Source organism: Paenibacillus cremeus (assembly GCF_007786445.1).
GTDB lineage: Bacteria > Bacillota > Bacilli > Paenibacillales > NBRC-103111 > Paenibacillus_G > Paenibacillus_G cremeus.
This window is the reverse complement of sequence record NZ_VNJI01000023.1, coordinates 1-25,136: the sequence shown is the minus strand read 5'-3', so window position 1 is coordinate 25,136 and position 25,136 is coordinate 1. Positions and strand designations below refer to the sequence as shown.

The following is a 25,136-nucleotide window of genomic DNA, read 5'->3' as shown; positions in this document are numbered from 1 at the left end:
ATCATATGGGATGTGGAAAGGAATCATACGCACAGGCTACCTCATCTCCATGCCGGTATTCCTGATTTTCAAATCATACGTGACCACAATATCGGCGTAAGGGAAATCCTGCGACCAATTCATCTGCTTCCACTGCTTGGGGTAATACGACCGGAGCCGGTCACCAATACCTAGAATGTCCGACTTATAATCCTTTTGCAGCTTATGAATCAAATCCTTGGCTTCCTTATTTAAGTACGCTTCCGCACCCTCTTGCAGCTGGCTAATCTCGCTGGCCTTAAACAAATCGGAGGGGAACGTTTTTTCCAATAGATTTCCTTCCAAAAACACCTTAATTCGTACTACGGGACGGCCATCGGTAAACGAAATTTGCTTCTTTGACTTAATATACTCCGTGCTGACCGTGACCAGTTCTCCTGCCCGGCCCTTATAGGGGAAGGTTACGTATCCTCCGTCCTTCTTTTCGCTCATCATCAGCAGGCTCCAGGCTTCATCCTCGGACAAGGTGCCCACCATTTTATCCCGTTTAAACACCGCGATCCCGCTCCATTTAATATCGTCCCCATGGACTTCCATGTAGTTGAGATACGGCTCGCTGGATTTGGAGGAGAGGTCGATGTAAAAGTTTCCGAGGTTCATATCAGGAAGCCGACCGGTTTTGGTTCCATTTTCGATCATGGTCATGACGTAGACGATCGGAATTTGCTCCAGATTCGGACCGGCTTGGAGTAACTCCCGAGCGTCCCCTTTCACGACGAGGGGCCAGAGGAGTCTCCGGATTTGAGGGGTCCGGCGGAACGGGTCGAAGATGGGATTGACGCCCTCTTTAGCTAAGGCCTCGCCGATGGCAATGACCCGGGTATGGCCGTAGAACAGCTCCTGATTCAGTCGTTTTTGCAGGTTTTGAAAGGCCTCCAGGACGGTTCGTCCTTCCGAGCTCATGATCTTGACGGCCTCTTTGCCGCCGCCCCCGGATTTGCCGCCGCCCGACCCTGCGATTTTTATCGGAATGGGGATTTGAACCGTCAGAAGAACCATATCGGGATGGGTCGTAGATTTGTCGATCGCAATACCGACAACGGAGGTCCGTTCTTCAATTTCTCTTCGATCCCAGCAGCCGGTTAACATTAGAAGCAGGCACAAGGCGAGTAGAGCTGAAAGGGGGAAACGCCAGCCCCCGAACAAGGTTCCTGCCTTCAACGGGCTCCCGCTCCTTTCATGCGCCGGATGAAGGAGATGAGCAGTAAGATGACAGGGACGAGGACTGCAGCACCGGCGCCTAGATACGAGACTTTATCTTGATAATCGAACATCCTTTGGATGTTCGGAGGCTGCAGCGATAGCCAGTAGAACACGGGCAGATGGGCCAGCGCGATCCACCGGTGATCCTTGAGGCGAAAAAACTCTTTGACCAGCAGCGCTTGCGAGTAAAATAAATTGCCGACGCTAGTAAATACGGCTGCAACCCATACACCGAGAAAGGCGGACTCCACCCGTTCCAGAATCAGCCCCGGCACATGTGTCGTCTTGACGAGCTCCAGCGTCGGCCATGCGAGCAGTTCCAGCTCATCGATCCCGAACACCAGCAATCCAGAGATAGAGATCAGGGTGTACACGACCCCGGGAATGATGATGCCGACCATGTTGGACTTCATCAGCTTACTGGAGGTGCCGGTGTAGGCTAAGAAGATGACCATAATCTCGAAGCCGAGATAGGAGGTGGCGGAGGAAAGAACCCCTTTCCCGAAGGAGAGGAAGTCGATGTCGAACATCGGGAACATATTTTCAAATTTGGCACTTTGGTAGGACGACAGGGCGATCGCCAGTACCGGAATGACGATGAGGGGCAGCAAAATCTCATTGACGCGCGCCAGCGTTTCCACCTGATGCATAACGAGCACAAAGCTAACGATCAGCATCGATGCAATGACGACCTCCAGCGGTGTTTTGGGAAGCACGGTGGTAATGACCACCTCGCCGAACACCCTCGCGACCAGCGCGGTACTGAACCCCCAGTACAAATAAAAGGGCAAAATAAACGGGATGCTGAGCAATCGGCCCAGCCACGGCGACTTCGCGCCTCCTAGCAGCTTGGAGGCGTAGGATACCAGGGTTTGCCCTGGGAAGCGATTGGCCAGCATCGTGATGACCGCGGTCACCGCCATGGCGAGGATGGCTCCCAGCACCACGGACATCCAGCCGCTTTCCTTGGCATAGTGTGCAGATCCGCGCGGCAGGGTGAGCACGCCGACGCCGATAATGGTACTCGAAATTAACCAGCCAGATTGTCGGACTGTAATGACATTGGGCTGCTCGCTATTCGTTTCTCCGTTCACCGTGTCCGCTTGCGTCAGCGCCGGTGTCTGAGCCTGGGGTTGATTCATTCGCTTTTCCCTCCGTAGTGTTCGTTTCTCCATACCGCACAGGATCTCTCGGTCGGAAGATGCTCGGCCGCTTTTTCATCCAATGTAACGGCACCCGGATCGCTGTATCTTTCATGTCGTTGACACGGCTTGGAGCAATCGGAGCCATGTAAGGAACACCGAACGACTTGAGCGAACACAGATGAATGATGATGAGGATCAGGAAAAGCATGATCCCATACAGCCCGAACAGTGCAGCGGCAATCATGAGCGGGAAGCGCAGCATGCGAAGCGCGATGGCGGCGCTGTAGCTGGGCGCGGCGAAGGAGCCGATCGTCGTCAGCGCGACGACGATAACCATGATCGGGCTGACGATGCCCGCTTGCACGGCCGCCTGCCCGACGACGAGTGCGCCGACGATGCCGATGGTCGGACCGATCGGGCCCGGGAGCCGGACGCTGGCTTCGCGCAAAATTTCCATCGTTACTTCCATCAGGAACGCTTCCACAATGGACGGGAAGGGCACCGTGGACCGCCCGGCAGCCATGGCGATGACGAGCCGCGACGGAATCATCTCCGGATGGAACGAGCTGAAAGCGATGTAGAGCGAGGGCAGCATGAGAGCCATCCCCATACTGACGACGCGGATAAGCCGGATCAGGGTACCGATCAGGAAGCGCTCGTAGTAATCCTCTGGACTGTGATAAAACTGGGAAAACACCGCCGGGGCGATTAAGCAAAACGGCGATCCGTCGCAGATTATCGCAATTTTTCCTTCCAGGATGTTGGCGGTGGCCTTGTCCGGGCGCTCGGTGTTCTGAATGAGAGGGAAAGGAGTCCAATGGTTGTCCTCAATGAACTGCTCGATATATCCGCTTTCCATCGCCGCGTCGATATCGATCGCTTGGATGCGCTTCACGACGGTTTGGACGATTTGCTCATTGGCGACCCCGTCCAAGTAAATGACCGCGACGTCGGTATTGCTTCGTTTGCCGACGGTCATGTTTTTGACGATTAAATCCGGGTCCTTAATCCGCAGCCGAATTTGCGCCGTATTGATCCGCAGCGTCTCGGTAAAGCCGTTACGGGGGCCGCGCACGACCGATTCCGTCCGTGGCTCTTCCACGCCCCGTTTTTCCCAGCCCTTGGTGTTTAATAGCAGCGCTTTATCGTTATAATCAATTAACATCGCCGTATCGCCCGAGAGCACGCTGCGGACAACTTTTTTCAGATTATCCGCCTGATCCACCTCATTGACGGGCAGACCGAACTGCTGCAGCCTGCGATGCATTTGCTCGGAGGAGACGGAATCCTCCAAGTCGTGACTGCGGATATCCAGCATAGCGGCTTTCAAAATAAACTCATCGGTTACGGCCGTATTGGTCATCCCATCGATATAAATAAGAGCAGCAGCATAATCGGTATGCCCTCCGATACAGAAGTGGCGGATGACCAGATCATCGCTTTTGCCCAAAGCTTGCTGTAGACGTTCGGTATTGATTTGCAGCCGAAGACTGATCTTAATGTGCTCCAGCCGTTCCAGCTTGTTTTCGAGCCCAATCTCCGGGTCGGGCTTCTTCGGCTGTCTCCAACGCATAAATTTGCTGCCGGGTCCAAACATCCGTCCTACCATCCTTCCATAGCTCGAATAGGAATAGGATGCCCCAAATGGAAAAAAAGTACTATATCTTTGAAGCAGAGCGTGCTTCCAGTATCTACTCATGGTCAAATGCGTGGCCAGCATGTACAATTTTCACATCGCACGAACTGCTATGCGAATCAGCGATGTGCAGCAGTACGATCCAATCCCTTCGCGACCATGATGAATGGTGGCCAGGGCCTATTGGGATGTAGGGGGAACGACCATGATCACGGCTTTAAGGGCAATAGAGTCCCATCTGGAGCGTTCTTTTGCCAAGGCTAGAAAAGACATTTCCGGACGAGGTGCGCTTCATACCAAGGTGCGGATAGTGGACGATGTAATTTTTGTCAAAATGCGAATGGACTACTCCGGCTTAGAAAAAAATTTGATTAGATACATTTTAGAGCAAAGCGAAGAGGCAAATTTTTATGCTTCAGTTCGAGAGCAATCTCGGTTCGCGGCCTTAAAGACGCTTCAAGAACTGAACGCGGAGTTGAACATTAAGGCGCTTGAATTCTCCATTGATATTGAGAATAATTATGCGTTTACAACAATCGTCTTAACTCATGAGTTGGAACGATTAATAAAAGAAGGGTTAGTTGCCGAGCCATGCAAGGCGGAAGCGATACCCACCCCATGATTAGGTAATGGACAGGACACCAAGCCGCGTCGAGACCAATGATCATCTGCTGTTCCTCAATTGGAGCGGTATTTGGTTATTGGTTTTTTTGCATTTACAAATCTAGAATGTCGGAGGAGCGATAAATATGCTAGTTGTAGGAAGAAAACCGGGAGAATACGTGATGATTAATGGCAATATCATGGTAATGGTCGTGAAGAGTGAGGACGGGCACTTGCGCCTGGCCATTGATGCGCCGCGGGAAGTCACTATCGTGCGGGGAGAATTGCTGGAAGGAAAGAAGGAGAGGGAGGGAAAGTAGCCTCCCGATTTAGGGAGGCCACTGAAAAAGTCTGTCTGACAAGAAAGGTACAGTCACTCAAAAAATTGAGGAGACTGTACCTTTTCTCGTTTATAATTAAGGCATCATAGAGAGCGGGTGAGCGAATGATCCGGAAACAACAATCGCTGATGCTTAGTCCTTACGCCAAGCTGTACGATATGCTGATCCCCAAGGACAACATGCTGCGCCAGATCAACGAACTGGTGGATTTCACTTTTATATACGAGGATTTGAAAGACAAGTACTGCCAGAATAATGGCCGGAACGCAATCGACCCTATTCGCATGTTTAAATATCTGCTGTTGAAAGCCATCTTTGAGCTGTCCGACGTGGACATCGTCGAGCGTTCGCGGTATGACCTGTCCTTCAAGTTCTTTCTGGATATGGCCCCGGAAGATCCGGTCATTGAATCCAGTTCCCTGACGAAATTCCGCAGACTGCGTTTGAAGGACACCAATCTGCTGGACATGCTCATCGGCAAAACCGTCGAGCTTGCCATCGAGAAAGAGATCTTGAAGAGCACTTCCATTATCGTAGACGCGACCCATACGAAAGCACGCTACAACCAGAAGTCGCCGCGGGAAATTCTGCAGGATCAGGCCAAGAAGCTGCGGAAGGCGGTGTACGGCGTAGACGAATCGGTCAAAGTCCGAATGCCGGCCAAGAACACAAGCGATGTTCTGGAGGACGAAATCGCCTATTGCAACAAACTCATCACCTTTATCGAAACGGAGTCAGGGATTGCGCAGTTGCCGAAAATTACGGAACCGCTGAATCTCCTGAAAGAGACCGTGGAGGATGACATCGAGCAGCTTCATCTTGCCGCCGACCCGGATGCGCGCGTGGGACACAAGAGCGCAGACTCGGCCTTTTTTGGGTACAAGACGCACCTGGCGATGACCGAGGAACGTATCATTACGGCAGCAGTGATTACGACCGGCGAGAAAAACGACGGCAAGCAATTGCAGACCCTAATCGAGAAAAGCCAAGCAGCCGGCATGCAGGTGACAACCGTCATTGGCGATGCCGCGTACTCCGAGAAGGATAACCTAGCTTACGCAAAGAAGAGCGAAATTGAATTGGTGGCTAAACTCAACCCTCTCATTACACAAGGCGGCCGAAGGAAAGAGGACGAATTTCTGTTCAATAAAGATGCCGGCATGTACGTTTGCAAGGCCGGTCATATGGCAGTCCGCAAGGCTCGGCAAGGCAAGAAAGGCGTGGGCAAAAACCAGGTGGACACCTACTATTTCGACGTAGAGGTCTGCAAGCGTTGCCCGTTTAAGGAAGGCTGCTACAAAGAGGGATCTCAGAGCAAAACCTACTCCGTGAGCATTAAGTCCGACGAACATTCGGAACAAATGGCATTTCAGGAGACGGAGTACTTCAAGGCAAAATCCAAGGAACGCTACAAGATTGAAGCGAAGAACAGTGAACTGAAACATGGACACGGGTACGATGTCGCCACATCCTCGGGTCTGCTTGGCATGCAGTTGCAAGGGGCCATGGCCATATTCGCCGTAAACCTCAAACGGATTTTGAAGTTAGTGGACTAGGAATGCCCGGCTAATCTGGATGATATAGCTCAAAAAAAGGCATCTGCACCGAATTTTCGGTCAGATGCCTTCTTTTGCATTACGCAATGTAACAGCAAGAAAAAATTTAGCTTAGTTCTTCAGTGGCTTCGATTTAGGTGCTAGTTTTTTACCAAAATGGAGATATAGGCCATCGAGGTATACTGGTTGTCTTTCAACAGTTTGAAGATGTTCCGTACAAACAAGGTATTATGCTCCACCGTTTTTGAAAACGATTGGATGAGTTTGATTACAAGCTCCGTTGTTAATCCTTGATGGAATCCGGCCATGCCGATCAGATGCAATTTAATCATGGCGTAATGCACAATCATGATGACATAATTGTCATACACGCCCGGGTGGCTTCCAAAGGGAAACATATTTTTGTACGCATAGTTCACTAAGTAATTCTCCAAAATATACTCATGCTCTTCCATAAACGGCTGATAATAAGTACTAAAAGCAGCGGTATGATGCTCTGCCATCGTATCGATTGCTACACCATCATGACAATGAATGCCATGCAGCATAGCCGAGAAGCATTCCATGTAACGTGGATTATTGACGCCGCCCAGCACCACACGTTCGTCCGAAATTCGCTTCGTTAAATCCATCTGAACCTGGTAGCGGATAGGGATATTAGCCAGTTCTTCCCGCAGGGAGCCCTCCTCAATGAGATGGGTAAACACACCGATTTGCCGGGGGATCTCCTCGATGTTTTTCGTCTGAATGCATTCTTCCACCCGTTGATAAAACATCCCGAGTACAATCAGCCGTTCCCACAGTACTGTTTCTTGCCCCTCATGGTCTTCACTCTCTGCAGAATGATTATTATGCAGGGTGATTGGGTAGCCTAATTTTCAGCGAATTCCTTGGTAGCGTTGGAATGGGCCATTCTATATCACTTGGAATTGCGTTTTGCAGGGAGTTTTTCTTGCTTTTTGCAGGAAGTCACCCCCATTCTGGCTGTATCTAATCATCGGCCAGCGGGATGTTGCGGTGAACGATTTCGCCGTTTCTCACGACCCAGCCTTGCAGCCATCCGCCGGACTGGTCATCCATTGCCAAGCCGAACAGCCATTGGTTAGCATACTTGTCTTCATACGTCGCGCAGCATACTGTCAAGGGATCGGGATTGCCAGCAAGTTCCGCTACGGGTACAACCTGCTCGTCTAGTTCTTCCCGAAAGAAGGTCACGGCCTCCCAGACAAGTTTTTCTGTTTCAATCCCGAGGTCGTAAGCCTGCATCATGTACCGACTGAACAACGATGTTGCAAAATTCATTTCGGTGGTCCTCCTTTACATATGACCTTTTTCTTTTAAGGAGATGAATTCTCCGTCGCCGACGATCAGGTGGTCAAGGACTTCGATCCCCATGATTTCACCGGCTTGCACAAGCCTGTTAGTCACTTCGATGTCTTCCGGGCTAGGCGATGGAATCGCCGCTCGGATGGTTGTGCGCGAGCACTACGGATGCTGCATTACTTAGAACTGCTGTCTTTAGTACTTCTCTGGGGTGCGCTAAATTCGCATTCAGACTCCCCACATGACACACGTTGATCGACGTTGGGCGGTTCTTCGTGTCTAGGCAAATCACTTGGAAATGCTCACGGTCCGCGTCCGCCACAAAATCCCGGACCAATTCATACGCGTCCTGCGGGGAACGGACTGTACGACGCTGGTACAGCAAGCTCGATTCTTTGACGATTCTCAGACTCACAATGTCGACCCGTTTCGCAGGCAACCTTCTTGTTGTTTCGACCGATTGTACCGATCCTTTTAGATTCATCTCGATCATCCTCCGTAAACAAAAATTGCCCCAATCTCTTGTCGAGATTGAGGCTTCTTCATCTTTCATTCCATTCCACATACTCCCTCAACCGTTGTTCCGATTCTTCCTCAAGCGTTCCCACGATTGAGTAGTACATGATTCCACAACACTCAGCTTCCAACACATACGCCCTGTACAGCTCCAGAGCGCCTAACTGCACCCGCTCAACGAATTCAGGCCAGTTCTTGTCGCACGGTAGCTTATCACCCGGCTCTAGGCAGGCCTGTCTGTCGTGGTTTTCCAGGGAGAAATCCAGTAATTCTATTCCGTCTGCATAGGCTTCATAAAGTTCGTACCACTCCTTTCTAACGTAGTCTAGGAACGATTCGGGGAACACATTAGCAGCTTTCAGCCACAGCAAATCGTTGTGAGTCAATATCACTCTCAAATCCAACTCTCCCGCAGACATAAAAATAGGGCCCCTCCGAAGAGAAGCCCGACGTTGATGAACATCATACGTATGTATGTTCAAGAATATGATATATGCTTTCGTTTTGTTTCAATGCGGCTCAAAACTGTTGCTTTAAACTCTAACGTCAATGTGGCTTCCCAAATGTGGCTGAACGGACTGCTGCATGGCGCTGGTTTGGCTCAGCATCTCCGTCATGTTCGCTGCGTTCGTTTTTGCCGTGTCCATGGCCATCTTCATCACGGACAGGTTGGCATCCTGTAACAGGCTAGCTTGGCTCATCGCCATTGACAATGCTGGAATATCCATTTCGTTATCCTCCTCAACAAATTCTAAGACAACACAAAGGGATGTAATGCCTTATCAATCTCGGCTTTCCAATGCTTGCAGCTCGGGAATAGGTTAAACTGGATGATCTCCAAAGCCTTCCCGCTGTTTCCTTGCTCATAGGCCGATACGACATGCTCCAACGCGCTGCGCAATTGGGTTGGCTTATCTTCGATCCCGTTCAACGGAAGCTGGTCGAGAAAACTCTGCATCGAAGTCTCAATTTGGTAGACCGCGTTCACCAGGTCTTCCATTAAGCGCATCGTATCTTCAAAAACGCCTTCGTTTATTCTTAACTTGATGTGCTCTAACGCTTCCACGCAGCTTTCAGACAACTCTAGGGTTCTTGTCATCACATCAACGTATTTTTCCATGTCGATCGCTCCATTCAGGGTATGAAAAAGGAGACTCTAAAGAGTCTAGAGTCTCCTGGTGTAAAGCTAGTATTAACCACGAAGCAATTGAAGCACGCCTTGAGGTTGTTGGTTCGCTTGTGCCAACATTGATTGAGCTGCTTGAGCCAAGATGCTGGACTTGGATTGATTCATCATTTCTTTCGCCATGTCTACGTCACGAACGCGAGATTCAGCAGAAGTCAGGTTTTCAGATGATGTATTCAAGTTGTTGATTGTGTGCTCCAGACGGTTCTGGTAAGCACCGAGCTTGGAACGTTCAGCAGATACGTTCTTGATTGCCTCATCAAGAATCTTTGTAGCATTTTGAGCTCCGTCTTTCGTGGAGATATCTACGTCCGCTACGAATTTATCTACACCATTAATAGATGTTTTACCAACTGCTGTTGTTCTCATGTCACCAATGCTGATTTGCAATGTTTGGTTTGCATTAGCACCGATTTGGAACGATACGCCAGAGTTCTTAATGTCGGCATTAACGTTAGTCATGCCAATCAAAGAAGCAGCTTGAGAAGATTCATCGAATTTCATTTCAGCTGGACCAGTGATTTGAAGTTTATGGTCTGAAGAGAAGGATACATCAAAGTTAGTACCAGACTTAGATAACAGGTCCTTCATATACGCTGCTTTCTTATCATCCGTTGTCGCGCCGTTATAACCCTTAGCAGTCAAATCAGCATCTGTCATGCTATCTACTGCTTTAACGATACCAGTTGCATTTGCACGAGTACCGCCACCAGATGACTTAGCAAGAGTATCAAAGTCTGTTCCCACAGGTGTCGTTCCAAAAGTAGTAACAGCAGTTGAGGATGCGCCAATAATAGCCTCTTTTACAGCGGCCTTCAAAGTAGCTTCGTCTGCATAATTACCCTCTTTAATTTCACCATTCACAGTAAGACCATCATAGGTCAAGCTAATTTTATTATTTTGATTAGCAGTTTGATTTAGACCATCTTCTAACTTAACTTTAAATGCATCCCACTGAATTTCAGTGCCGGTTAGTCCTGCTTCATTTTGGAATTTTTGACTTGCAGCATTAGTGCCATCAGATGTATATGTTACATCAGCAGTTGCTCCAAGTTTCGCCGCCAGCCCGGTATCCAAAGTAGAGAAATCAATTGTTACCTTATCACCGCTTGCTAAAGTACCCCCTGTGTTTTCAGCAATTGAAAATTGGACATTTCCAGTCGAAGAATCTACATGGTTATCCAAGTAAACTTTGTTTTTAAGAGCCGTAAAGTCGGTTCCTCCAGCAGCATTTAGGTCATCGATAGCTTGGTTAAATGCTCTGTTAAATTCTGAAGTAAAAGACACTAAATCATTGTAGTTACCTTCTTTAAGGTCTAATTTTAAAGTGTCCGTATTACCGCCAGATATTGCAATTTGGACATTGATAACATTGTTTTTAGATTCTACCCCGTCAACGATGCTAATTGGGCTTGTCGCAGTTGGACTAAGCGCTACGCCACCAGTCAAATTTGCACTAGTTGTCTTAGCACCTTTAGAACCGTCAAGCAATTTCTGAGTATTAAACTCGGTAGTGTTACCGATACGATCAATCTCGGACTTCAACTGTACTACTTCATCTTGAAGCGCATTGCGGTCGTCAGTCGTGTTCGTGTCGTTGCTCGCCTGTACAGAAAGCTCACGCATACGCTGCAGGATGTCATGAGTTTCGTTCAACGCGCCCTCAGCTGTTTGAATCAAAGAGATACCGTCTTGTGCGTTACGGCTAGCCTGATCCAAACCGCGAATTTGGCCGCGCATTTTTTCAGAAATCGCCAAACCTGCTGCATCGTCGCCAGCGCGGTTGATCCGCAGGCCGGAAGACAATTTCTCGATGGATTTGCTTTGGTTAGCTGTGTTAGTGGACAACTGGCGGTACGTGTTTAACGCAGTTACGTTGTGGTTAATTCTCATTTTCGAAAACCTCCATGTAATGTGTTGGTGTGTGAACATCCGTTTTCACACGTTTTTTATATAATAGGAGACTAAATATGCCGGCTATATTCAGCTCCCATCATACCGAAACAAAAAAGACGAGCTAATTTCTTCTAGGAACTCAGCATCCTGCTGAACTCCATAAAAGAAACTAACTCGTCCTTGAGTAGTTGATGACTTATTCAAATGGCAATGCTAAGTGACTAATTGGAAGAGGCGGATTTCTCAGCTTCGACCAGTTCCCCTCGAACAATCGAAATATGCTTAGGAGCATCGATCGCTAATCGCAAATGGCCTTCATCACTCTTCACGACCTTAACGATGATATTCTCGTTGATGACTACGTATTCTCCTGGCTTCCTGCCGATTACTAACATGAGGACCCCTCCTAGGTTATAAAAAAAGGATGCACTAACACACACCGGTTCGACGTTTGCGTCCTGCAGTTCGAACAGATCGGTTAGCTCATCCTTGAGCTTTTTGTATGATATTGTTTTATTGTGTCGCCTATAATTCATGTATCGGTTGTCGTTTCATGATTGTTTATAGCAATCTGAAAAAAAACTGCAATAATTTTTCGACATTTTTTGTGACTTTTATCCCAGGGCGTTTTTATCTACCTATGGTATAATTGACTTGCTCTCATGGACGAGGGCAAAACCCAAGGACGGGTGGATAACGATGGGGCGCCCCTAACGGTTTGAATAAAGCCGGAGGGAAGGGCCCCATTGCTGTTGTTAAATGAAAAAAAGGCCGTGACTCAAGTAATTGAAGCTACTTGAAGCACGGCTCTTTCGGCTGTTAATGCGAATGTTATTCCGAATTGGTTTTGAAGGTGAATGAGCTATAAGTCCTAATGGACTCCGGAATGAGATGGAGGGAAGAAAGCGTAAGATAAGCGCCCTTCGGCTCTACCGTCACCTCGACTTGGTTGTAAGCCCATTCCAGTTCTGCAGGCATGAAGATCGCGTGGATGCCGCAGGTCAGCGCAGGAATAATATCGGTGCGAAGCGAGTTGCCGATCATCCAAGTATTCGGCCTATCGAATCCCTCTGAGCGGATGAGGCCTTCCAAAAACTCGATATTTTTGTGCCGGGTCACATGGATGCGGCCAGCAAAGAAGCGTAGCAGTCCGGCTTCCGTAATTTTGCGCATTTGGATGGTCGGATCGCCGCCGGTGTATAGGTGCAGCTCATGCCCATCGCGCTGCAGCTCGAGCAGAGTCTCTTCCATGTAGGGGTACGGTTCAATGCTGTGTCCATACACGGAAGCGCCGAGCTCGCGCAGCCTTTCAATCTCCTCAGGCCGATGAGCCCGTCCGACCAGGTCCGAGTAATACTCGTACGTATCCACGAACGACTGGGGAAAATGATCCGGAGCGAAGCCGCTGACTAGAACCCGCTCCAGATCGATTTCCGCTTGCCGCTTCTTTACTTCGTCGATGGACAGATGATAACCATGAAACCAAGTCTCCATCTGATCGGCGAACTGCTCAATGACTAAATCGAAATATTTATTGCAATAAATCAGCGTATCATCCAAATCGAACAAGATCGTCTGCTTTGTCATATGCGTCTCTACTCCTTACTCTCTAAGCTTGTCTGACGCATCCTTTCCTTCGTTGTGCAAGCTTTTCTCCCCATTATACCATGACCGGAGCTAAGGCCGCACCTGCAGCAGGTTCATCCATTTCGCTATGGCCTTGAAAAACGGCGCCTTGTTCGATGATGAGCGACGGAGCCTTCACAATGCCGGTCAGCCGGCCTGTGGAGGTGATGCGGACCAGAGCATCCGCTTGAATACACCCTTCCATCCTTCCTGCGATGATCACATGACGCGCATACATCTCACATGAATGCACGTAGCCTTTCTCGCCGATCGCTACTTCGCCGGACGAATGCAGCGTACCTTGAAATTCGCCTTCGATCCGCAAATCCGACGTGGCGTGCAGTGTCCCGTGAAAAAGACTACCTTCTCCAATCAGGGAAACATCACCGCCGGAACGGCTTTTCTTGCTTGAAAATCGCATCATGATCACTTGACATCCTTTCTGGAATGAGAGGGCAAATAAGGTGCGGGATCGGTGCTTTTCCCGTTTCGCAGCACTTCATAATGCAGATGGGGGCCGGTACTGCGGCCAGTGGTGCCCAGCTTGCCGATTCGCTGGCCTTTGACCACCCGCTCGCCTGTGTCGACCTCCGCCTGATTCAGATGCATGTACCAGGTGCGAATGCCAGAGGAATGCTCCAACACCACATTGTGACCATGCAGCTTATCGTAGCCGACGGAGTGTACGATGCCGCCGGCTGCAGCATACACCGGATCATTCAGCTTGCCGGCGATGTCCATGCCTTTATGAAAACTAAGCTTGCTCGTAAACGGATCTCGGCGATAGCCGTACGGTGAAGTAACGTGCTTCGACAAGGTCGGCCACAGGCTGGGGATATGCTTTTGCCGTTCCTGCTGTGCGAGCAGCTGCTTCTTGGATTCGACAAAGCTCGCCGAAAGCCGGTTCATCTCCGCCGCAAGCTCGGTATAGCGAGCGCCGGTGGAGGAAGCGAGTGCGCGAACCTGCTCGGCGGTGACCGGAATCTCGGGGCCGCCGACTCCGCCCGCCTTGGAGGCCGGTGGGGTCTCGGGCGATGCCGCAGAGACAGCTTGGTCCGCACTTCCAGAGCCGGGCGATAGCTTCAGCAAATCCTGACGGAGTCGAGTGATCTCCTCCATTTTGCTGCCGACCTCGGCGGCCTGCTTGGACAGCGTAAAGATCTCGTTCTTGAGCTGCTCGATCGCTTCATTCTTATGCTTCAGATCCTGCTCCAGCTTGGCCGCTTTCCCGTGAAGCTCGGTAGTACGCAGATACGACGAGGCGGCGGACTGCATTTGCTGCACATAGATGAAGCAGGAGGTTCCGACAAGCAAGAGGAGGGCGAAGACCGCCCCCCATAGCACCGCACGGGAAAGTTTGACTCGGACAACGCTGCCGTTCGCCTCAGGAATAATAACGAACGTCAGCTTGTTTTGAAACCACTTGAATTTCATGACGACTCCTTTCGGTATTTTGCGCTTTTCCCCGGCATACATTTCGTAGTATGGCTTTGGTCACCAGGGAGGGATGGATGTGTCATTTTTGAATACAAGCCGTATGGACTTGATGGAGCGGCTTGCCATGCATTTGAAGATGGAGGTTGCACTCCAAGCGGAAGGCTTCGAAAGTGATCCGGGCGTTCTCGACAAGGTCGGCCGTCGGTTCATTCAGGTGAACGACCAATATTTCGTGCCTCACACGCTGCAAGAAATTGTGCTTCTAGGCCTGCCTTATAAAGGCACAGGCACCCAAATTAACCTTCGGACGACCTACGGCGGCCTGATTCCAGCTTCGCTCATCCGCACAGGCACCGACTTTGTTGAAATTATCCGATACCGTCAGGAGGACGAAGAAGACCTTCGGCTGCTCATTCCGTTAAACAAAGTGATTGGCATCGAGGAAGAATAGACGCTTCTCCGCCGACCCCGATTCACTCCCCTCAAGCTCCATCCAAGCATTGGCTGCACATGTCAGGTATATTTTTCTCAAAAAGCTAAAAATTATAACACCCAGCACCAAACGGACAAAATATAATGGAATAAGACCGAAACAAGAGGTAAAAGCTAGAAACGGACATCGGCGGAAAGCGGGGTCGTCGGCTGGAGGGGGAGGTACGGTGTTTTGGCTAGTTATCGCGCTGCTATTATTCATTTTTCAAATCTTGACCATTCTGATCGGAGAGTTTCGGCATCCGTCCAAAGCGATGGCTTGGATGTTTATTTTGTTCGTGTTCCCGATCATCGGGTTCGTGGTGTATTACTTTCTGGCCAAAGAATATTCGCAGCGAAAAAAGGTAAAGCGCAAAGGGCTGCGGCTCGTTAACGACATCCGGTACATCGGAAAAAACCATAAAACGTCCAAAACGCTTGACTTCGAGGAGGAGCGTCTGATTGGCTGGCGGCACGAGCCAAGGCTCTTTTCGCTTCTGAACAATATCCCCGGCTCGCTGATCACGACACGCAATGAGGTGCGCGTGCTCACCAATGCCCATCAGGCGTATCCCGCTATGCTGGAGGCGATCGGGAAGGCGCGGCAGCATATTCATTTTGAATTTTACAGTATCCGCAATGACGAGACCGGCAAGAAGTTTCAAGCCGCATTGATCCAAAAAGCACGCGAGGGCGTCAAGGTGCGCTGTATTTTTGACGGGATCGGGAGCTATCAGCTGGACAGCCGGTTTATCGAGGAGCTGAAGGGCGCTGGGGTTGAGGTGTATATTTTTTTACCCGCAGTGTTTGCATTCTTCGATAAACGCGCGAATTACCGGAATCATCGAAAAATTGTCGTGATCGACGGCGTCACCGGCTTTTTAGGCGGAATCAATATCGGCAATGAATATTTGGGCGGAGACGCGAAGCTCGGGTTTTGGCGGGATACGCACCTGCAGCTGGAGGGAGATGCCGTCTATTCGCTGCAGCATACGTTTTTAACCGATTGGATGTTTGTGAGCGGACAGCGTCTGGCGGAGCCGGACTATTTCCCGGAGCACGACTATCCGGCACGCAAGCCCGTGCAGATCATATCGAGCGGTCCGGATGCGCATTGGGATGCCATACTGGAAATGTACTTCGGAGCGATTACGGCGGCGAAAAAGCGGGTGTTCATCACAACGCCCTATTTCATACCTGACCCGAGCATCATCATGAGCCTCAAGACGGCGGCGATCAGCGGCATCGATGTGCGCATCATTTATCCGCAGAAGGCCGATTCCCGGCTTGTGGGCTATGCGTCCCTTTCGTTTATGGAAGAGCTGATGCAGGCAGGAGTCCGGTTTTATGCGTATCAAAAAGGGTTCGCCCACGCCAAGGTAGTGATCATCGATGATCTGCTCGCTTGTGTAGGAACCGCGAACATGGACATGCGCAGCTTTTTCAGCAATTTCGAGTTGAACGCGGTACTGTACGATAAAGATACGATCCACAGGCTGGAGAACGATTTTTTGCTGGATTTAAAAGAATGCGTCGAGGTGAAGCTGGAGGTGTTCGAGCGCCGTTCCCGGTTGAAAAAAGGCAAAGAAGTGTTTGCGCGGCTGCTTTCGCCGTTATTCTAAACTCAAAACGCCAGCTGAGCGGATATACGTCCGTCACAGCTGGCGTTTTCTATGCAAAACTAGATTATGCTCCCAGAGCCAACGCACCAGGGCCGATCAAGGCAACACCGATGGCGGCGGCGATCAGGACGACATTATACTCCATGCCTCCTGCGGTAACCCAAAACCCGTTTTTGGCATGGACCTTCACGATCGCCATCAGCATCGTCAGCACGATCAAGACAGCGCCGATGACGGTCAGCCAGCCGGAAGCGAAGAAGAAGCCGCCGAGCAGCTCGCTAAGTCCAGCGACCAGCGCCATAAGCGCACCGGGCTTCATGCCGATCGAATCCAGCCATTGGCCGGTCCCCTTAATACCGTAGCCGCCAAACCAGCCAAACAGCTTTTGTGCGCCATGCCCCATAAACGTCAGCCCGATAATCAAGCGAATAAGCAATAAACCGTAATCCATCATAATAAACCCCTCCGTTGAAATAAAATTTATTAACTTACTTTATGTAAGTATAATATGATATGTAGCTTGTATTTGTCAATATACTAACTAAAAATAAGTTAAAATAAATTAAAAAGCTGCTCGCTCAGCACAATCGTGCCGGAAGCAGCCGTTATTTCGGGATAAAAGAAAGCACAGGATCTAAATTTTGCGGAGGTAGCTGAGCGATCAAGTCCCCCTTCAGCCGCAATCGATCCTCGATATTCAGCAGGTGAAAGTCACGCGGGTCGGGTCGAAGGGAGACTTCTGCCCAAGTCAGCGGCGTCGATACCGTAGCGTCCATCCGGGCCCGAGGGGTGTAGGGGGCGGACAGCGTTTTGCCGTACCAGTGCTGCAGGTAGTCGATGTAGATCAGCGTACCTCGGTCCTTTTTCAGCCGCTCGATCGTAAACAGCTTCGGGTGCTTCTGCACCGCATAGCTCGCGACAAAATGCCCGATGCGGCGCAGCTGCTCGAACGTATAACCCCGAGCGCGGTCGATTGGCACATAAATTTGCACTCCGGTAGCGCCAGAAGTTTTTGGGACGGAACGAATGTTCATTTTATCAAGAATTTCACCGATGATTTCGGCGGCCTGCATCACCCGGGGCTCCGGATCCACGCTGGGATCAATATCGATAAGCCATTCCGCAGGCAGCGTATCACCGATGTAGTGGAAGGAGGGGTGAAATTCCAGACACGCCAAATTGCCGAGCCACAGCAGCGTGGGCAGCGAGTCCATATGCACATATTGAATACCCTCCAGCTCAGCCGTTTTGACAAAAACGGGCGTAGGCTCCGGAACATTTTTCTGATAAAACGATTTGTCGTTCCAGCCATTAGGAAAGCGGATGGTCGTTAAATAACGGTTTCGGCAGTACGTAAGGAGATAGGAGGACAGCGCGGCAAGCTTCTGCAGATACATCGCCTTCGTGATCTGCTTTTCCGGCCACAGCAGTTTCTCCGGGTTGGAGACGATCAGCTCGTGTCCTTCAATAACAATCGTGCCTTTTACATGCTTCGAGCTCGAGCCCGTCGGCATAGATGCATCGCTCCACTCCTATGGTCAAATTTCTGAATCATGAATTCGAACCAGCTTCGGATGGCGCAGCTGACCGGCAGCGGTTACTTCTAGCCCGGTCACTGTACCTGTCAGTGGTTTGTTCAGCCAAAGAATTGTCTCTCGCTTCATCTCCGGGGGCAGCTGAGCTTTCGGCCACAGCGGCTCGTTCCGCTCATGCTGTTTTCCGTACGCCATCAGCTTCATCTTCGCCGCGGCGTCCAGGCCAAGGGATACGCGTCCAAACATCAGCCCGTCCTTCACCATCACCAGGCTGGCGACACGCCCCTCGCGGATTAGGAATCCAACGAAAGTAACGTCATATACCTGGGCTGTCTTTTTTTTCAGCCAATCCTTGTGATGCTTCCCCTCACGATACGGGCTTGACAGCCGCTTGCTTACTACGCCTTCCCAGTGGTTCGTCTCCACCCATTGCCATAATGAAGGGCCGTCCGCGAACAAGTCGGTGACAAACAGCTGAGGATGCTTTTCAGGAAAAAGCTCACTAAGCTTGCGATGCCGCTCCGAATAAGGGAGAGGGCGGTAATCTTGGCCGTTCCAATGGAGCAGATCAAACAGCACGTAGATAAAATGGCTATTCTCTCTGCCGCGGATGTTCGCCGTAGCACTGCGTGTCCGCTCCCGCTGCAGCACCTGGGAGAAATCCGGCCGCTGCTTCACGAGATCAAACATGACAGCTTCCCCGTCCAGCAAAAGCGGCGGATGATGCGAGGCATGCTGCTTGAGCAGCTCCACGGCTTCGGGATAGAGAAGGGTTTTGTCGTCCATATGTCTGGAAAACAGCTGGATGCGTCCATCCTCGATGCGGGAGAGCATGCGAACGCCGTCCCATTTGAGCTGAAACCCCCAATCCGCCCCTGAGGGCAGCTGGGGGTCCGTTATGGGGGCCATGGGATGCTGCGGCAGCTTCATCATGAGCCGACGGTTTCTTGCGCTTTCGCTTTGCTTTTTCCTCTTCCGCCTTTGGCCGGCTTAGGCAAGTCATCCGACAAGCCAGGCAGGGGCGAAGGGTCGGTTGGTACCGGCTTGACGGATTCCAGGCTCGCCTGCAGAGCAGCCATCAGGTCGACGACATTGGACTTTTGCTGTTCCGGAGCTACGCGAACTTCTTGTCCGGACACCTTCTGCTGAATCGCCTCCAGCACGGCCTCACGATAATCGTCTTTATATTTTTCGGGCTCGAACGGCGTAGACAGCTGAGCGATCAGCATTTTGGCCATCTCAAGCTCTTTTTCATTTACTGTGGCGTTCTCAGGTAAATTCGGCACGTGATCGATCGAGCGAATTTCATCGGGATAAAATATCGTCTCCATCACGATGCAGCGGTCAATAATGCGAATGGCGGCCAAGCTGCTCTTCGAACGGATGGACACTTTGGCGATCCCGATTTTGCCCGTCTGCTTCATAGCCTCCATCAACAGGTTATAAGCGTTCGATCCGGTTTCTCCGGGTGAAAGATAGTAGGTTTTTTGAAAATAGATGGGGTCGATATCCGATAAATTGACGAAGTCCAAAATCTTGATCTCTTTCGTCGCTTCGCCGGTCAGCGCCTCCAGCTCCTCTTTTTCGAACAGCACAAAAGCACCGGGCTCGTACTCATACCCCTTAGTGATTTCCGCCCACTCCACCTCGCGATCGCAGTGCTGGCATTTGCGTACGAAATTAAGCGGCGTATTGCACTCCTTATGGATCATGCGCATCGAAATATCTTTATCTTCCGTCGCGGAAAACATTTTCACCGGCACATGCACAAGCCCGAAGCTGATGGCACCCTTCCAAACCGTATGCATCGATTACCCTCCCATTCAAACCCAATTAAATAGACTCATTCTTATTAGTATATACACAATAAGCCTGTCTCATTACACCCAATTCCCATGCATGGACTTGCAGGCTCAGGACATCCTACAACTGTTGAGATTAACTCAGTTGAATTAGAGGAGGGATAAACTTGACCGAGGCAAATACGTCCGGCGGCAAGTATGAGAACGATTCTGCCCACGAGGGTCGGCACGCGTATTTTATGGACATCGACCGAATGATTAATGAAGGGCTGGGCGGCGGCCAGGTATGTCCTCAGAACGGGTTGATTGAAGACTCAACGACCGACACAATGGACCATCCGGAATCGGTGCTCTCTGGGGGGGCGGATTGAAATGAAAGCCTACCGGGCGCAGGAGATTTTAAAATCCGAGGACCGGATCGAAGTGGAGCTCAACGGGGTAGCCGTCTGGATTGACAGTGTAGACAAGGTGCGTGAGACAGCCAAAATCCATGTCGAGGAACAACCGGCTGACTCCAGAGTCGTTCCCGTAGAAGAATTGCAGGAAGTAACTTAAGCGATTGATACCATAAAAATGAACAGGGTAAATCAAGCTTTCCGTATGGCACGTTACGCGATTTTCGGTGACGATGCGGCGGGAAGCTTTTTTGTTGCTACAGGCAACACGGAGGGCTATAATATTGTCAACGTTACAATAGATGAAAGCGGAGGCGAAGGACGTTGTCTTCAGTCGATGAGTTTGCCTTGATTCGCATGCTGACCGGCGGCAAACAATCGCTCGCGTTCGAGCGTGCTTCGGGCGTGGAGACGGGGATCGGCGACGATGCGGCGGTCGTCAATGTGTCGCCGGGCAGCCAATGGATATTAACCTGTGATACGATGAACGAGGGCGTTCACTTTTCAGCAGTTACGATGCGGGATACGGATATTGGGTACAAAGCGATGGCTTCTGCCGCCAGCGATATTGCAGCGATGGGGGCTGTCCCCCGTTTTGCGCTCATCGCTCTAAGCCTGCCGAAGGGAACGGCGGTGGAGCGGGTCCGGGCGATGTATGATGGACTCTATGAATGCGCGAGCAAGTACGGTATTGTCGTCGCAGGCGGCGATACGACCTCAAGCCTCGGTGGCATCACGCTAACGGTGACGGTTATCGGCGAGACGGAAGCGGGTACTGCACTGCTGCGTTCCACTGCGCAGCCGGGAGATGCTTTGTTTGCAACTGGTGTGCTGGGGTGCTCGGCCGCGGGGCTGGAGTGGCTGCTGCAGCAAGGCAAGCCTGGTACGGAGTGGGCAGATATTCCTCCGGAAGCGGAGATACTCGTTAGGGCACATACGCGACCGGAGCCGCAGATTGAGGCCGGTCAATTGCTTCAGCAGTCCGGACTTTGCCATGCGCTCAATGATGTGAGCGATGGGCTCGCTAGCGAAGCTTGGGAGATTGCCGAAGCGTCTGGCGTGGGCATCGATTTAATTGAGGACCGGATTCCGGTGGCGGACGAGCTACATTGGTTTGCCGGAACGCAGCGCAAGGCAGCATTAGATTACATTTTGTACGGCGGGGAAGATTATCAATTAGTAGGAACGGTTCCAGCGGGGGATGCGATTGACCTGCAGATGCGGTTTAAGGAAGCGGGACTGCCGCTGTATTTGATCGGCTATGTGAATTCAGAAGTGCATGGCGTAAGGCTAGTGCAGTCCGACGGCTTCATCAGGCCGCTGGAGAAGAAGGGATATAATCATTTTTCGTCCTAGAAGGGGCGATGAAGCAGTGGGGTTGAGCAGGAAGGGCGGGAGCGAGCGTGGCAAGTTACGAATTTCATTCCCGGGGCACTGCGGATACCGCCGATTTGGCGGAACGCTTGGCCTCGTTGTTTATACCGGGGACGGTAATTGCGCTTGACGGCGACCTGGGAGCGGGTAAAACGACCTTCTCACAAGCTGTGGCGCGAGCTATCGGAGTCCAAGAAGTGGTGAACAGTCCCACATTTACGATTATTAAAGAATACCAAGGGGAGAAGCTCCCTTTTTATCATATGGATGTGTACCGGTTGTCGCAGCAGGAAGCCGACGAGCTTGGGCTTGACGATTATTTTTATGGTCATGGTGTAACGATGGTGGAGTGGGCTTCCTTAATTGAAGATCTGCTGCCGGAGGAGCGTCTAGCCATTCAGATCGGACATATGGGCGACGAGGGACGGCGTTTTGTACTTCGGCCGTTTGGAAGCGTCTATGAGGCTTGGTGCACGCAGTTAAAGGAGAACGGATATTTAATATGACACAGAATTATAGTGAAACCAAACTAATGCTGTCCGTGGATACATCAACGACCTCCATGTCTGTGGCGCTGTCACGGGGCAGTGAATTGCTGGGCGAGATTACATCCAAAGCGGAGCGAAACCACTCACTGTACTTGGTACCCACAATCCAACGGGTAATGGCGGAAGCGGGCGTAAGACCCAAGGAACTTTCCGCCTTTTCAGTCGGGATCGGTCCGGGATCGTATACAGGAGTTCGCATCGGAGTTACGGTAGCCAAAACCTTTGCCTGGACGCACAAGCTGGCCTTAATAGGGGTTTCGACTCTAGAGGCGATGGCGCTTGGAGGTGCCCAGCATGCGGGTGTTGAACTGGGGGCAGCAGAAGACGAAGAGACGATCGTCGTACAGGGCGGTCAACTGAACGCTTTGGATACGGCGCTCGGCAATGCCGAGTTATCCGGGGAAGTGACGTGGCTTGTGCCTCTCATCGACGCCCGGCGGGGGCAAGCTTTTACAGCATTGTATGCTTCTACGGCTGGAGCTCCCGGCTGGAGCGGCTTGGTTCGCGATGGAATTCGTCTCGTCTCTGCTTGGCTAGACGAATTGCACTCGCTGGCCCTACAACATCATCCTGCTCGAATTGTATTCTCCGGTGAGCTCGAGCTGCACTTGGAAGCCCTTCATCAGTTCAAGGATCGCTGCAGCGAAGGGCAAACCGTCATTCTGCAGCAGGGGCTGCGGGCAAGACACACAGCGGAGCTGGGCCGTGGGCGCTGGCTGCGGGGGGAGACGGACGATGTTCACAACCTGGTTCCGAACTATACGCAGTTGGCGGAAGCAGAGGCCAAGCTTCTTGCCAAACAATCGTGAAGGGAGTTTGCCGCTGATGGAACAACCATCTGATTCGCATCCGATCGGTGATCACCTTCTTGAGTTTCGTCCGATGCGGATGGAGGATATTCCGACGATTTGCCAGATTGAGCAGGAGTCCTTCACTACGCCATGGACGGCCGGGGCTTTTCAAAATGAACTGACCAATAACCAATTCGCACGCTACATCGTGCTTGAATGCGAAGGCATTATCGCTGGCTACGGCGGCATGTGGCTGATCATGGAAGAAGCGCATGTCACCAACATTGCCATTCGGGAGCACTATCGCGGCCGTAAGCTGGGGGAACGCCTCTTGAAGGAGATGCAGCGTACGTCGAGCTTTTACGGTGCGCTCAAGATGACGCTGGAGGTACGAGCCTCCAATTTTGTTGCCCAACGGCTGTATGAAAAGCTGGGCTTTCACTCTGTTGGCCTTCGGCGGGGCTATTATACGGATAATAAAGAAGATGCCATTATTATGTGGGCTGATTTGCCGAGAACGGCACGGGGAAAAGCGAAGCAGGACTGAATAATGAGAGGATTCCATATGAGTAAACAAGTAAGTACCGATGGCGTAAAGCCTGTTAATATTTTGGCGGTGGAAACGAGCTGCGATGAAACCTCCGTCTCGATCGTAAGGGACGGCAAGGAGATTTTGGCGAATGTCGTTTCCAGCCAGATCGAGACGCATCAACGCTTTGGCGGCGTCGTGCCCGAAGTGGCTTCACGCAAGCATGTAGAGTCGATCACCTGGATTTTGGAGGAAGCGTTAGAAAAAGCCGGCCTGCAGCCGGAGGATTTGGCTGCAGTCGCTGTAACGCAAGGCCCGGGCTTAGTCGGCTCCTTGCTGGTCGGCATGGTTGCTGCTAAAGCGTTTGCTTGTGCCATGGAGCTGCCGCTGATCGGCGTGCATCACATCGCCGGGCATATTTATGCTAACCAGCTCGTGCATGAACTGGCTTATCCGTTTATTGCACTTGTCGTCTCGGGTGGGCATACAGAGTTGGTACTGGTGGAGTCCGAGGGGCAATTCCGCATCATCGGACAAACCCGGGACGACGCCGCCGGAGAGGCATATGACAAGGTCGCGCGGGCGCTGCAGCTGCCGTATCCCGGCGGCCCGCACATCGATCGGCTCGCGCACGAGGCGGTGGAAGCGGTGACGCTTCCTCGCGCGTGGCTGGAGCCGGATTCCTATGACTTCAGCTTCAGCGGGCTGAAGTCGGCGGTGTTGGCCGTGCTGAACCAGGCCAACATGAAGGGCATCGCGATCGAGCCGGCGGCGGTCGCGAAAGGCTTCCAGGACTCGGTCATCGACGTCCTGGTGGAGAAAGCGCTGCGTGCCGTGCAGGCGTACGGCGCGCAGCAGCTGGTGTTGGCGGGAGGCGTGGCCGCCAACAAGGGGCTTCGCGCGCGGCTCACGGCGCGCTGCGCGGAAGCGGGCGTGCCGCTGCTGGCGCCGCCGCTGAGCCTTTGCACCGACAACGCGGCGATGATTGCCGCCGCGGCGTTTTTGAAATATCGGCGCGGACAGTTCGCGCCGTTTGATATGAAAGCCGAGCCGCTGCTTAAGCTGGAGGCTTGGTCGGTTTAGGCGAAGCCGATTGAGGCTGCATGCTCCGGACGATTAAGGAGCTGCAGTCTCTTTTTATTAGTGGGAAATATTACAAACAAATTAGAGGTTGATTTCCTTATCCAGATTTGATATATTACTCCTTGTCGCTTCGGAGACAAGCAAATTATTGAATGAAAGAAATGATTTCGGAAAATAAGTGCTTGCAATGATGTGGGCGATGTGCTAATATGTAAAAGTCGCTTTTGAAAGGTTGAATAAACCGATCGGAGTGATAGGAAATAAATTGCCCTTTGAAAACTGAACATCGAGTGAGTGTAATAATAAGAGAATGCAAATTCTCGCCAGTAGTAAATTTTTGAGCACAATCAGCTTTTCTTTAATGGAGAGTTTGATCCTGGCTCAGGACGAACGCTGGCGGCGTGCCTAATACATGCAAGTCGAGCGAGGGTCTTCGGACCCTAGCGGCGGACGGGTGAGTAACACGTAGGCAACCTGCC

General features: G+C 51.3%; 31 protein-coding genes and 1 rRNA gene. 13 read left to right on the top strand and 19 right to left on the bottom strand.

Translation table 11 applies throughout. The annotated features are described in order from the left end of the window. Positions 1-36: 36 nt before the first annotated feature. Genes FPZ49_RS18475 through FPZ49_RS18465 form a run of 3 tightly spaced genes read right to left on the bottom strand, consistent with a single transcriptional unit; the run spans position 37 to position 3,984 of the window. Positions 37-1,200, bottom strand: a complete 1,164-nt coding sequence (locus FPZ49_RS18475; RefSeq protein ID WP_261381480.1) for a Ger(x)C family spore germination protein — start codon at positions 1,198-1,200, stop codon at positions 37-39. Continuing rightward, a complete protein-coding gene (locus FPZ49_RS18470; RefSeq protein ID WP_186445900.1) occupies positions 1,197-2,384 on the bottom strand; it encodes a GerAB/ArcD/ProY family transporter in 1,188 nt (395 codons plus the stop codon). The genes FPZ49_RS18475 and FPZ49_RS18470 overlap by 4 nt, the downstream gene beginning before the upstream one ends. Next, positions 2,317-3,984 (bottom strand): spore germination protein, encoded by a 1,668-nt coding sequence (locus FPZ49_RS18465; protein WP_144849676.1) that lies wholly within the window; start codon positions 3,982-3,984, stop codon positions 2,317-2,319. Before FPZ49_RS18465 ends, FPZ49_RS18470 begins: the two co-directional genes overlap by 68 nt. A gap of 244 nt (positions 3,985-4,228) precedes the next feature. Between FPZ49_RS18465 and FPZ49_RS18460 the strand changes: the two genes are divergently transcribed. From FPZ49_RS18460 to FPZ49_RS18450, 3 genes are all read left to right on the top strand, one after another. Further along, entirely contained in the window at positions 4,229-4,645 is a 417-nt protein-coding gene (locus FPZ49_RS18460) for a Na-translocating system protein MpsC family protein (protein WP_186445899.1), read from the top strand. 127 nt (positions 4,646-4,772) lie between these two features. Continuing rightward, positions 4,773-4,946, top strand: a complete 174-nt coding sequence (locus FPZ49_RS18455) for a carbon storage regulator (RefSeq protein ID WP_144849673.1) — start codon at positions 4,773-4,775, stop codon at positions 4,944-4,946. Between the two features lie 125 nt (positions 4,947-5,071). Further along, positions 5,072-6,523, top strand: coding sequence for an IS1182 family transposase (locus FPZ49_RS18450; protein WP_144849671.1), 1,452 nt, complete (start codon positions 5,072-5,074; stop codon positions 6,521-6,523). Between the two features lie 140 nt (positions 6,524-6,663). Here FPZ49_RS18450 and fliB read toward each other — a convergent pair whose 3' ends face one another. The 12 genes from fliB to FPZ49_RS18395 form a co-directional block, all read right to left on the bottom strand. Then, on the bottom strand, positions 6,664-7,326 hold the full coding sequence (gene fliB / locus FPZ49_RS18445; protein ID WP_261381485.1) for a flagellin lysine-N-methylase: 663 nt from the start codon (positions 7,324-7,326) through the stop codon (positions 6,664-6,666). 187 nt (positions 7,327-7,513) lie between these two features. Next, positions 7,514-7,825 (bottom strand): hypothetical protein, encoded by a 312-nt coding sequence (locus tag FPZ49_RS18440; RefSeq protein WP_144849667.1) that lies wholly within the window; start codon positions 7,823-7,825, stop codon positions 7,514-7,516. Between the two features lie 15 nt (positions 7,826-7,840). Next, on the bottom strand, positions 7,841-7,951 hold the full coding sequence (locus tag FPZ49_RS37490; protein WP_391563836.1) for a JAB domain-containing protein: 111 nt from the start codon (positions 7,949-7,951) through the stop codon (positions 7,841-7,843). Positions 7,952-7,967: 16 nt separating this feature from the next. Next, positions 7,968-8,330, bottom strand: coding sequence for a JAB domain-containing protein (locus tag FPZ49_RS18435; protein ID WP_391563835.1), 363 nt, complete (start codon positions 8,328-8,330; stop codon positions 7,968-7,970). Between the two features lie 58 nt (positions 8,331-8,388). Continuing rightward, positions 8,389-8,781 carry a hypothetical protein gene (locus tag FPZ49_RS18430; protein WP_144849665.1) on the bottom strand — a complete coding sequence of 131 codons (393 nt, stop codon included), beginning with the start codon at positions 8,779-8,781 and terminating at the stop codon, positions 8,389-8,391. Between the two features lie 114 nt (positions 8,782-8,895). Then, complete coding sequence (locus FPZ49_RS18425; RefSeq protein ID WP_144849663.1) at positions 8,896-9,090, bottom strand: YjfB family protein; 195 nt, start codon at positions 9,088-9,090, stop codon at positions 8,896-8,898. A 23-nt stretch (positions 9,091-9,113) separates the two neighbouring features. After that, complete coding sequence (locus tag FPZ49_RS18420) at positions 9,114-9,482, bottom strand: hypothetical protein (protein ID WP_144849661.1); 369 nt, start codon at positions 9,480-9,482, stop codon at positions 9,114-9,116. Between the two features lie 72 nt (positions 9,483-9,554). Next, positions 9,555-11,441: a flagellin N-terminal helical domain-containing protein gene (locus tag FPZ49_RS37280; RefSeq protein WP_144849659.1), complete on the bottom strand. Its 1,887-nt coding sequence runs from the start codon at positions 11,439-11,441 to the stop codon at positions 9,555-9,557. 224 nt (positions 11,442-11,665) lie between these two features. Further along, positions 11,666-11,839: a carbon storage regulator gene (locus FPZ49_RS18410; RefSeq protein WP_144849657.1), complete on the bottom strand. Its 174-nt coding sequence runs from the start codon at positions 11,837-11,839 to the stop codon at positions 11,666-11,668. A gap of 436 nt (positions 11,840-12,275) precedes the next feature. Next, positions 12,276-13,031: an HAD family hydrolase gene (locus FPZ49_RS18405; RefSeq protein WP_144849655.1), complete on the bottom strand. Its 756-nt coding sequence runs from the start codon at positions 13,029-13,031 to the stop codon at positions 12,276-12,278. Positions 13,032-13,104: 73 nt separating this feature from the next. Beyond that, on the bottom strand, positions 13,105-13,494 hold the full coding sequence (locus tag FPZ49_RS18400) for a bactofilin family protein (RefSeq protein WP_144849653.1): 390 nt from the start codon (positions 13,492-13,494) through the stop codon (positions 13,105-13,107). 2 nt (positions 13,495-13,496) lie between these two features. Further along, on the bottom strand, positions 13,497-14,504 hold the full coding sequence (locus tag FPZ49_RS18395; RefSeq protein WP_144849652.1) for a M23 family metallopeptidase: 1,008 nt from the start codon (positions 14,502-14,504) through the stop codon (positions 13,497-13,499). A 79-nt stretch (positions 14,505-14,583) separates the two neighbouring features. Between FPZ49_RS18395 and FPZ49_RS18390 the strand changes: the two genes are divergently transcribed. Next, positions 14,584-14,958, top strand: a complete 375-nt coding sequence (locus FPZ49_RS18390) for a hypothetical protein (protein WP_261381479.1) — start codon at positions 14,584-14,586, stop codon at positions 14,956-14,958. A 208-nt stretch (positions 14,959-15,166) separates the two neighbouring features. Further along, a complete protein-coding gene (cls, locus tag FPZ49_RS18385; protein ID WP_144849650.1) occupies positions 15,167-16,600 on the top strand; it encodes a cardiolipin synthase in 1,434 nt (477 codons plus the stop codon). A 64-nt stretch (positions 16,601-16,664) separates the two neighbouring features. On the opposite strand, the gene FPZ49_RS18380 is transcribed toward cls, so the two are convergent. The 4 genes from FPZ49_RS18380 to ku all read right to left on the bottom strand — a co-directional run bounded on the left by FPZ49_RS18380 (position 16,665) and on the right by ku (position 19,943). Beyond that, positions 16,665-17,054, bottom strand: a complete 390-nt coding sequence (locus FPZ49_RS18380; protein WP_144849648.1) for a DoxX family protein — start codon at positions 17,052-17,054, stop codon at positions 16,665-16,667. Positions 17,055-17,205: 151 nt separating this feature from the next. Then, positions 17,206-18,114: a DNA polymerase domain-containing protein gene (locus FPZ49_RS18375; RefSeq protein ID WP_144849646.1), complete on the bottom strand. Its 909-nt coding sequence runs from the start codon at positions 18,112-18,114 to the stop codon at positions 17,206-17,208. A 24-nt stretch (positions 18,115-18,138) separates the two neighbouring features. Continuing rightward, entirely contained in the window at positions 18,139-19,068 is a 930-nt protein-coding gene (locus FPZ49_RS18370) for an ATP-dependent DNA ligase (protein ID WP_144849644.1), read from the bottom strand. Next, on the bottom strand, positions 19,065-19,943 hold the full coding sequence (gene ku, locus FPZ49_RS18365) for a non-homologous end joining protein Ku (RefSeq protein ID WP_144849642.1): 879 nt from the start codon (positions 19,941-19,943) through the stop codon (positions 19,065-19,067). Before ku ends, FPZ49_RS18370 begins: the two co-directional genes overlap by 4 nt. 161 nt (positions 19,944-20,104) lie before the next feature. Here ku and FPZ49_RS18360 point away from each other — a divergent pair, with 161 nt between their 5' ends. The 8 genes from FPZ49_RS18360 to FPZ49_RS18325 form a co-directional block, all read left to right on the top strand. Then, positions 20,105-20,308, top strand: coding sequence for a hypothetical protein (locus tag FPZ49_RS18360; RefSeq protein WP_144849641.1), 204 nt, complete (start codon positions 20,105-20,107; stop codon positions 20,306-20,308). A gap of 1 nt (position 20,309) precedes the next feature. Continuing rightward, complete coding sequence (locus FPZ49_RS18355) at positions 20,310-20,492, top strand: H-type small acid-soluble spore protein (protein WP_144849639.1); 183 nt, start codon at positions 20,310-20,312, stop codon at positions 20,490-20,492. A 164-nt stretch (positions 20,493-20,656) separates the two neighbouring features. Next, positions 20,657-21,688, top strand: coding sequence for a thiamine-phosphate kinase (thiL, locus tag FPZ49_RS18350; protein WP_144849636.1), 1,032 nt, complete (start codon positions 20,657-20,659; stop codon positions 21,686-21,688). A 47-nt stretch (positions 21,689-21,735) separates the two neighbouring features. Continuing rightward, the gene (tsaE, locus tag FPZ49_RS18345) at positions 21,736-22,212 is read left to right on the top strand and encodes a tRNA (adenosine(37)-N6)-threonylcarbamoyltransferase complex ATPase subunit type 1 TsaE (RefSeq protein ID WP_144849634.1); all 477 of its coding nucleotides are present in this window, start codon (positions 21,736-21,738) and stop codon (positions 22,210-22,212) included. Then, complete coding sequence (gene tsaB / locus FPZ49_RS18340; RefSeq protein ID WP_144849632.1) at positions 22,209-23,063, top strand: tRNA (adenosine(37)-N6)-threonylcarbamoyltransferase complex dimerization subunit type 1 TsaB; 855 nt, start codon at positions 22,209-22,211, stop codon at positions 23,061-23,063. The genes tsaE and tsaB overlap by 4 nt, the downstream gene beginning before the upstream one ends. 16 nt (positions 23,064-23,079) lie before the next feature. Beyond that, complete coding sequence (rimI, locus tag FPZ49_RS18335) at positions 23,080-23,592, top strand: ribosomal protein S18-alanine N-acetyltransferase (protein ID WP_144849630.1); 513 nt, start codon at positions 23,080-23,082, stop codon at positions 23,590-23,592. Positions 23,593-23,610: 18 nt separating this feature from the next. After that, positions 23,611-24,657 (top strand): tRNA (adenosine(37)-N6)-threonylcarbamoyltransferase complex transferase subunit TsaD, encoded by a 1,047-nt coding sequence (gene tsaD / locus FPZ49_RS18330; RefSeq protein WP_186445896.1) that lies wholly within the window; start codon positions 23,611-23,613, stop codon positions 24,655-24,657. A gap of 358 nt (positions 24,658-25,015) precedes the next feature. Then, positions 25,016-25,136, top strand: a 16S ribosomal RNA gene (locus FPZ49_RS18325); the annotation flags it as partial.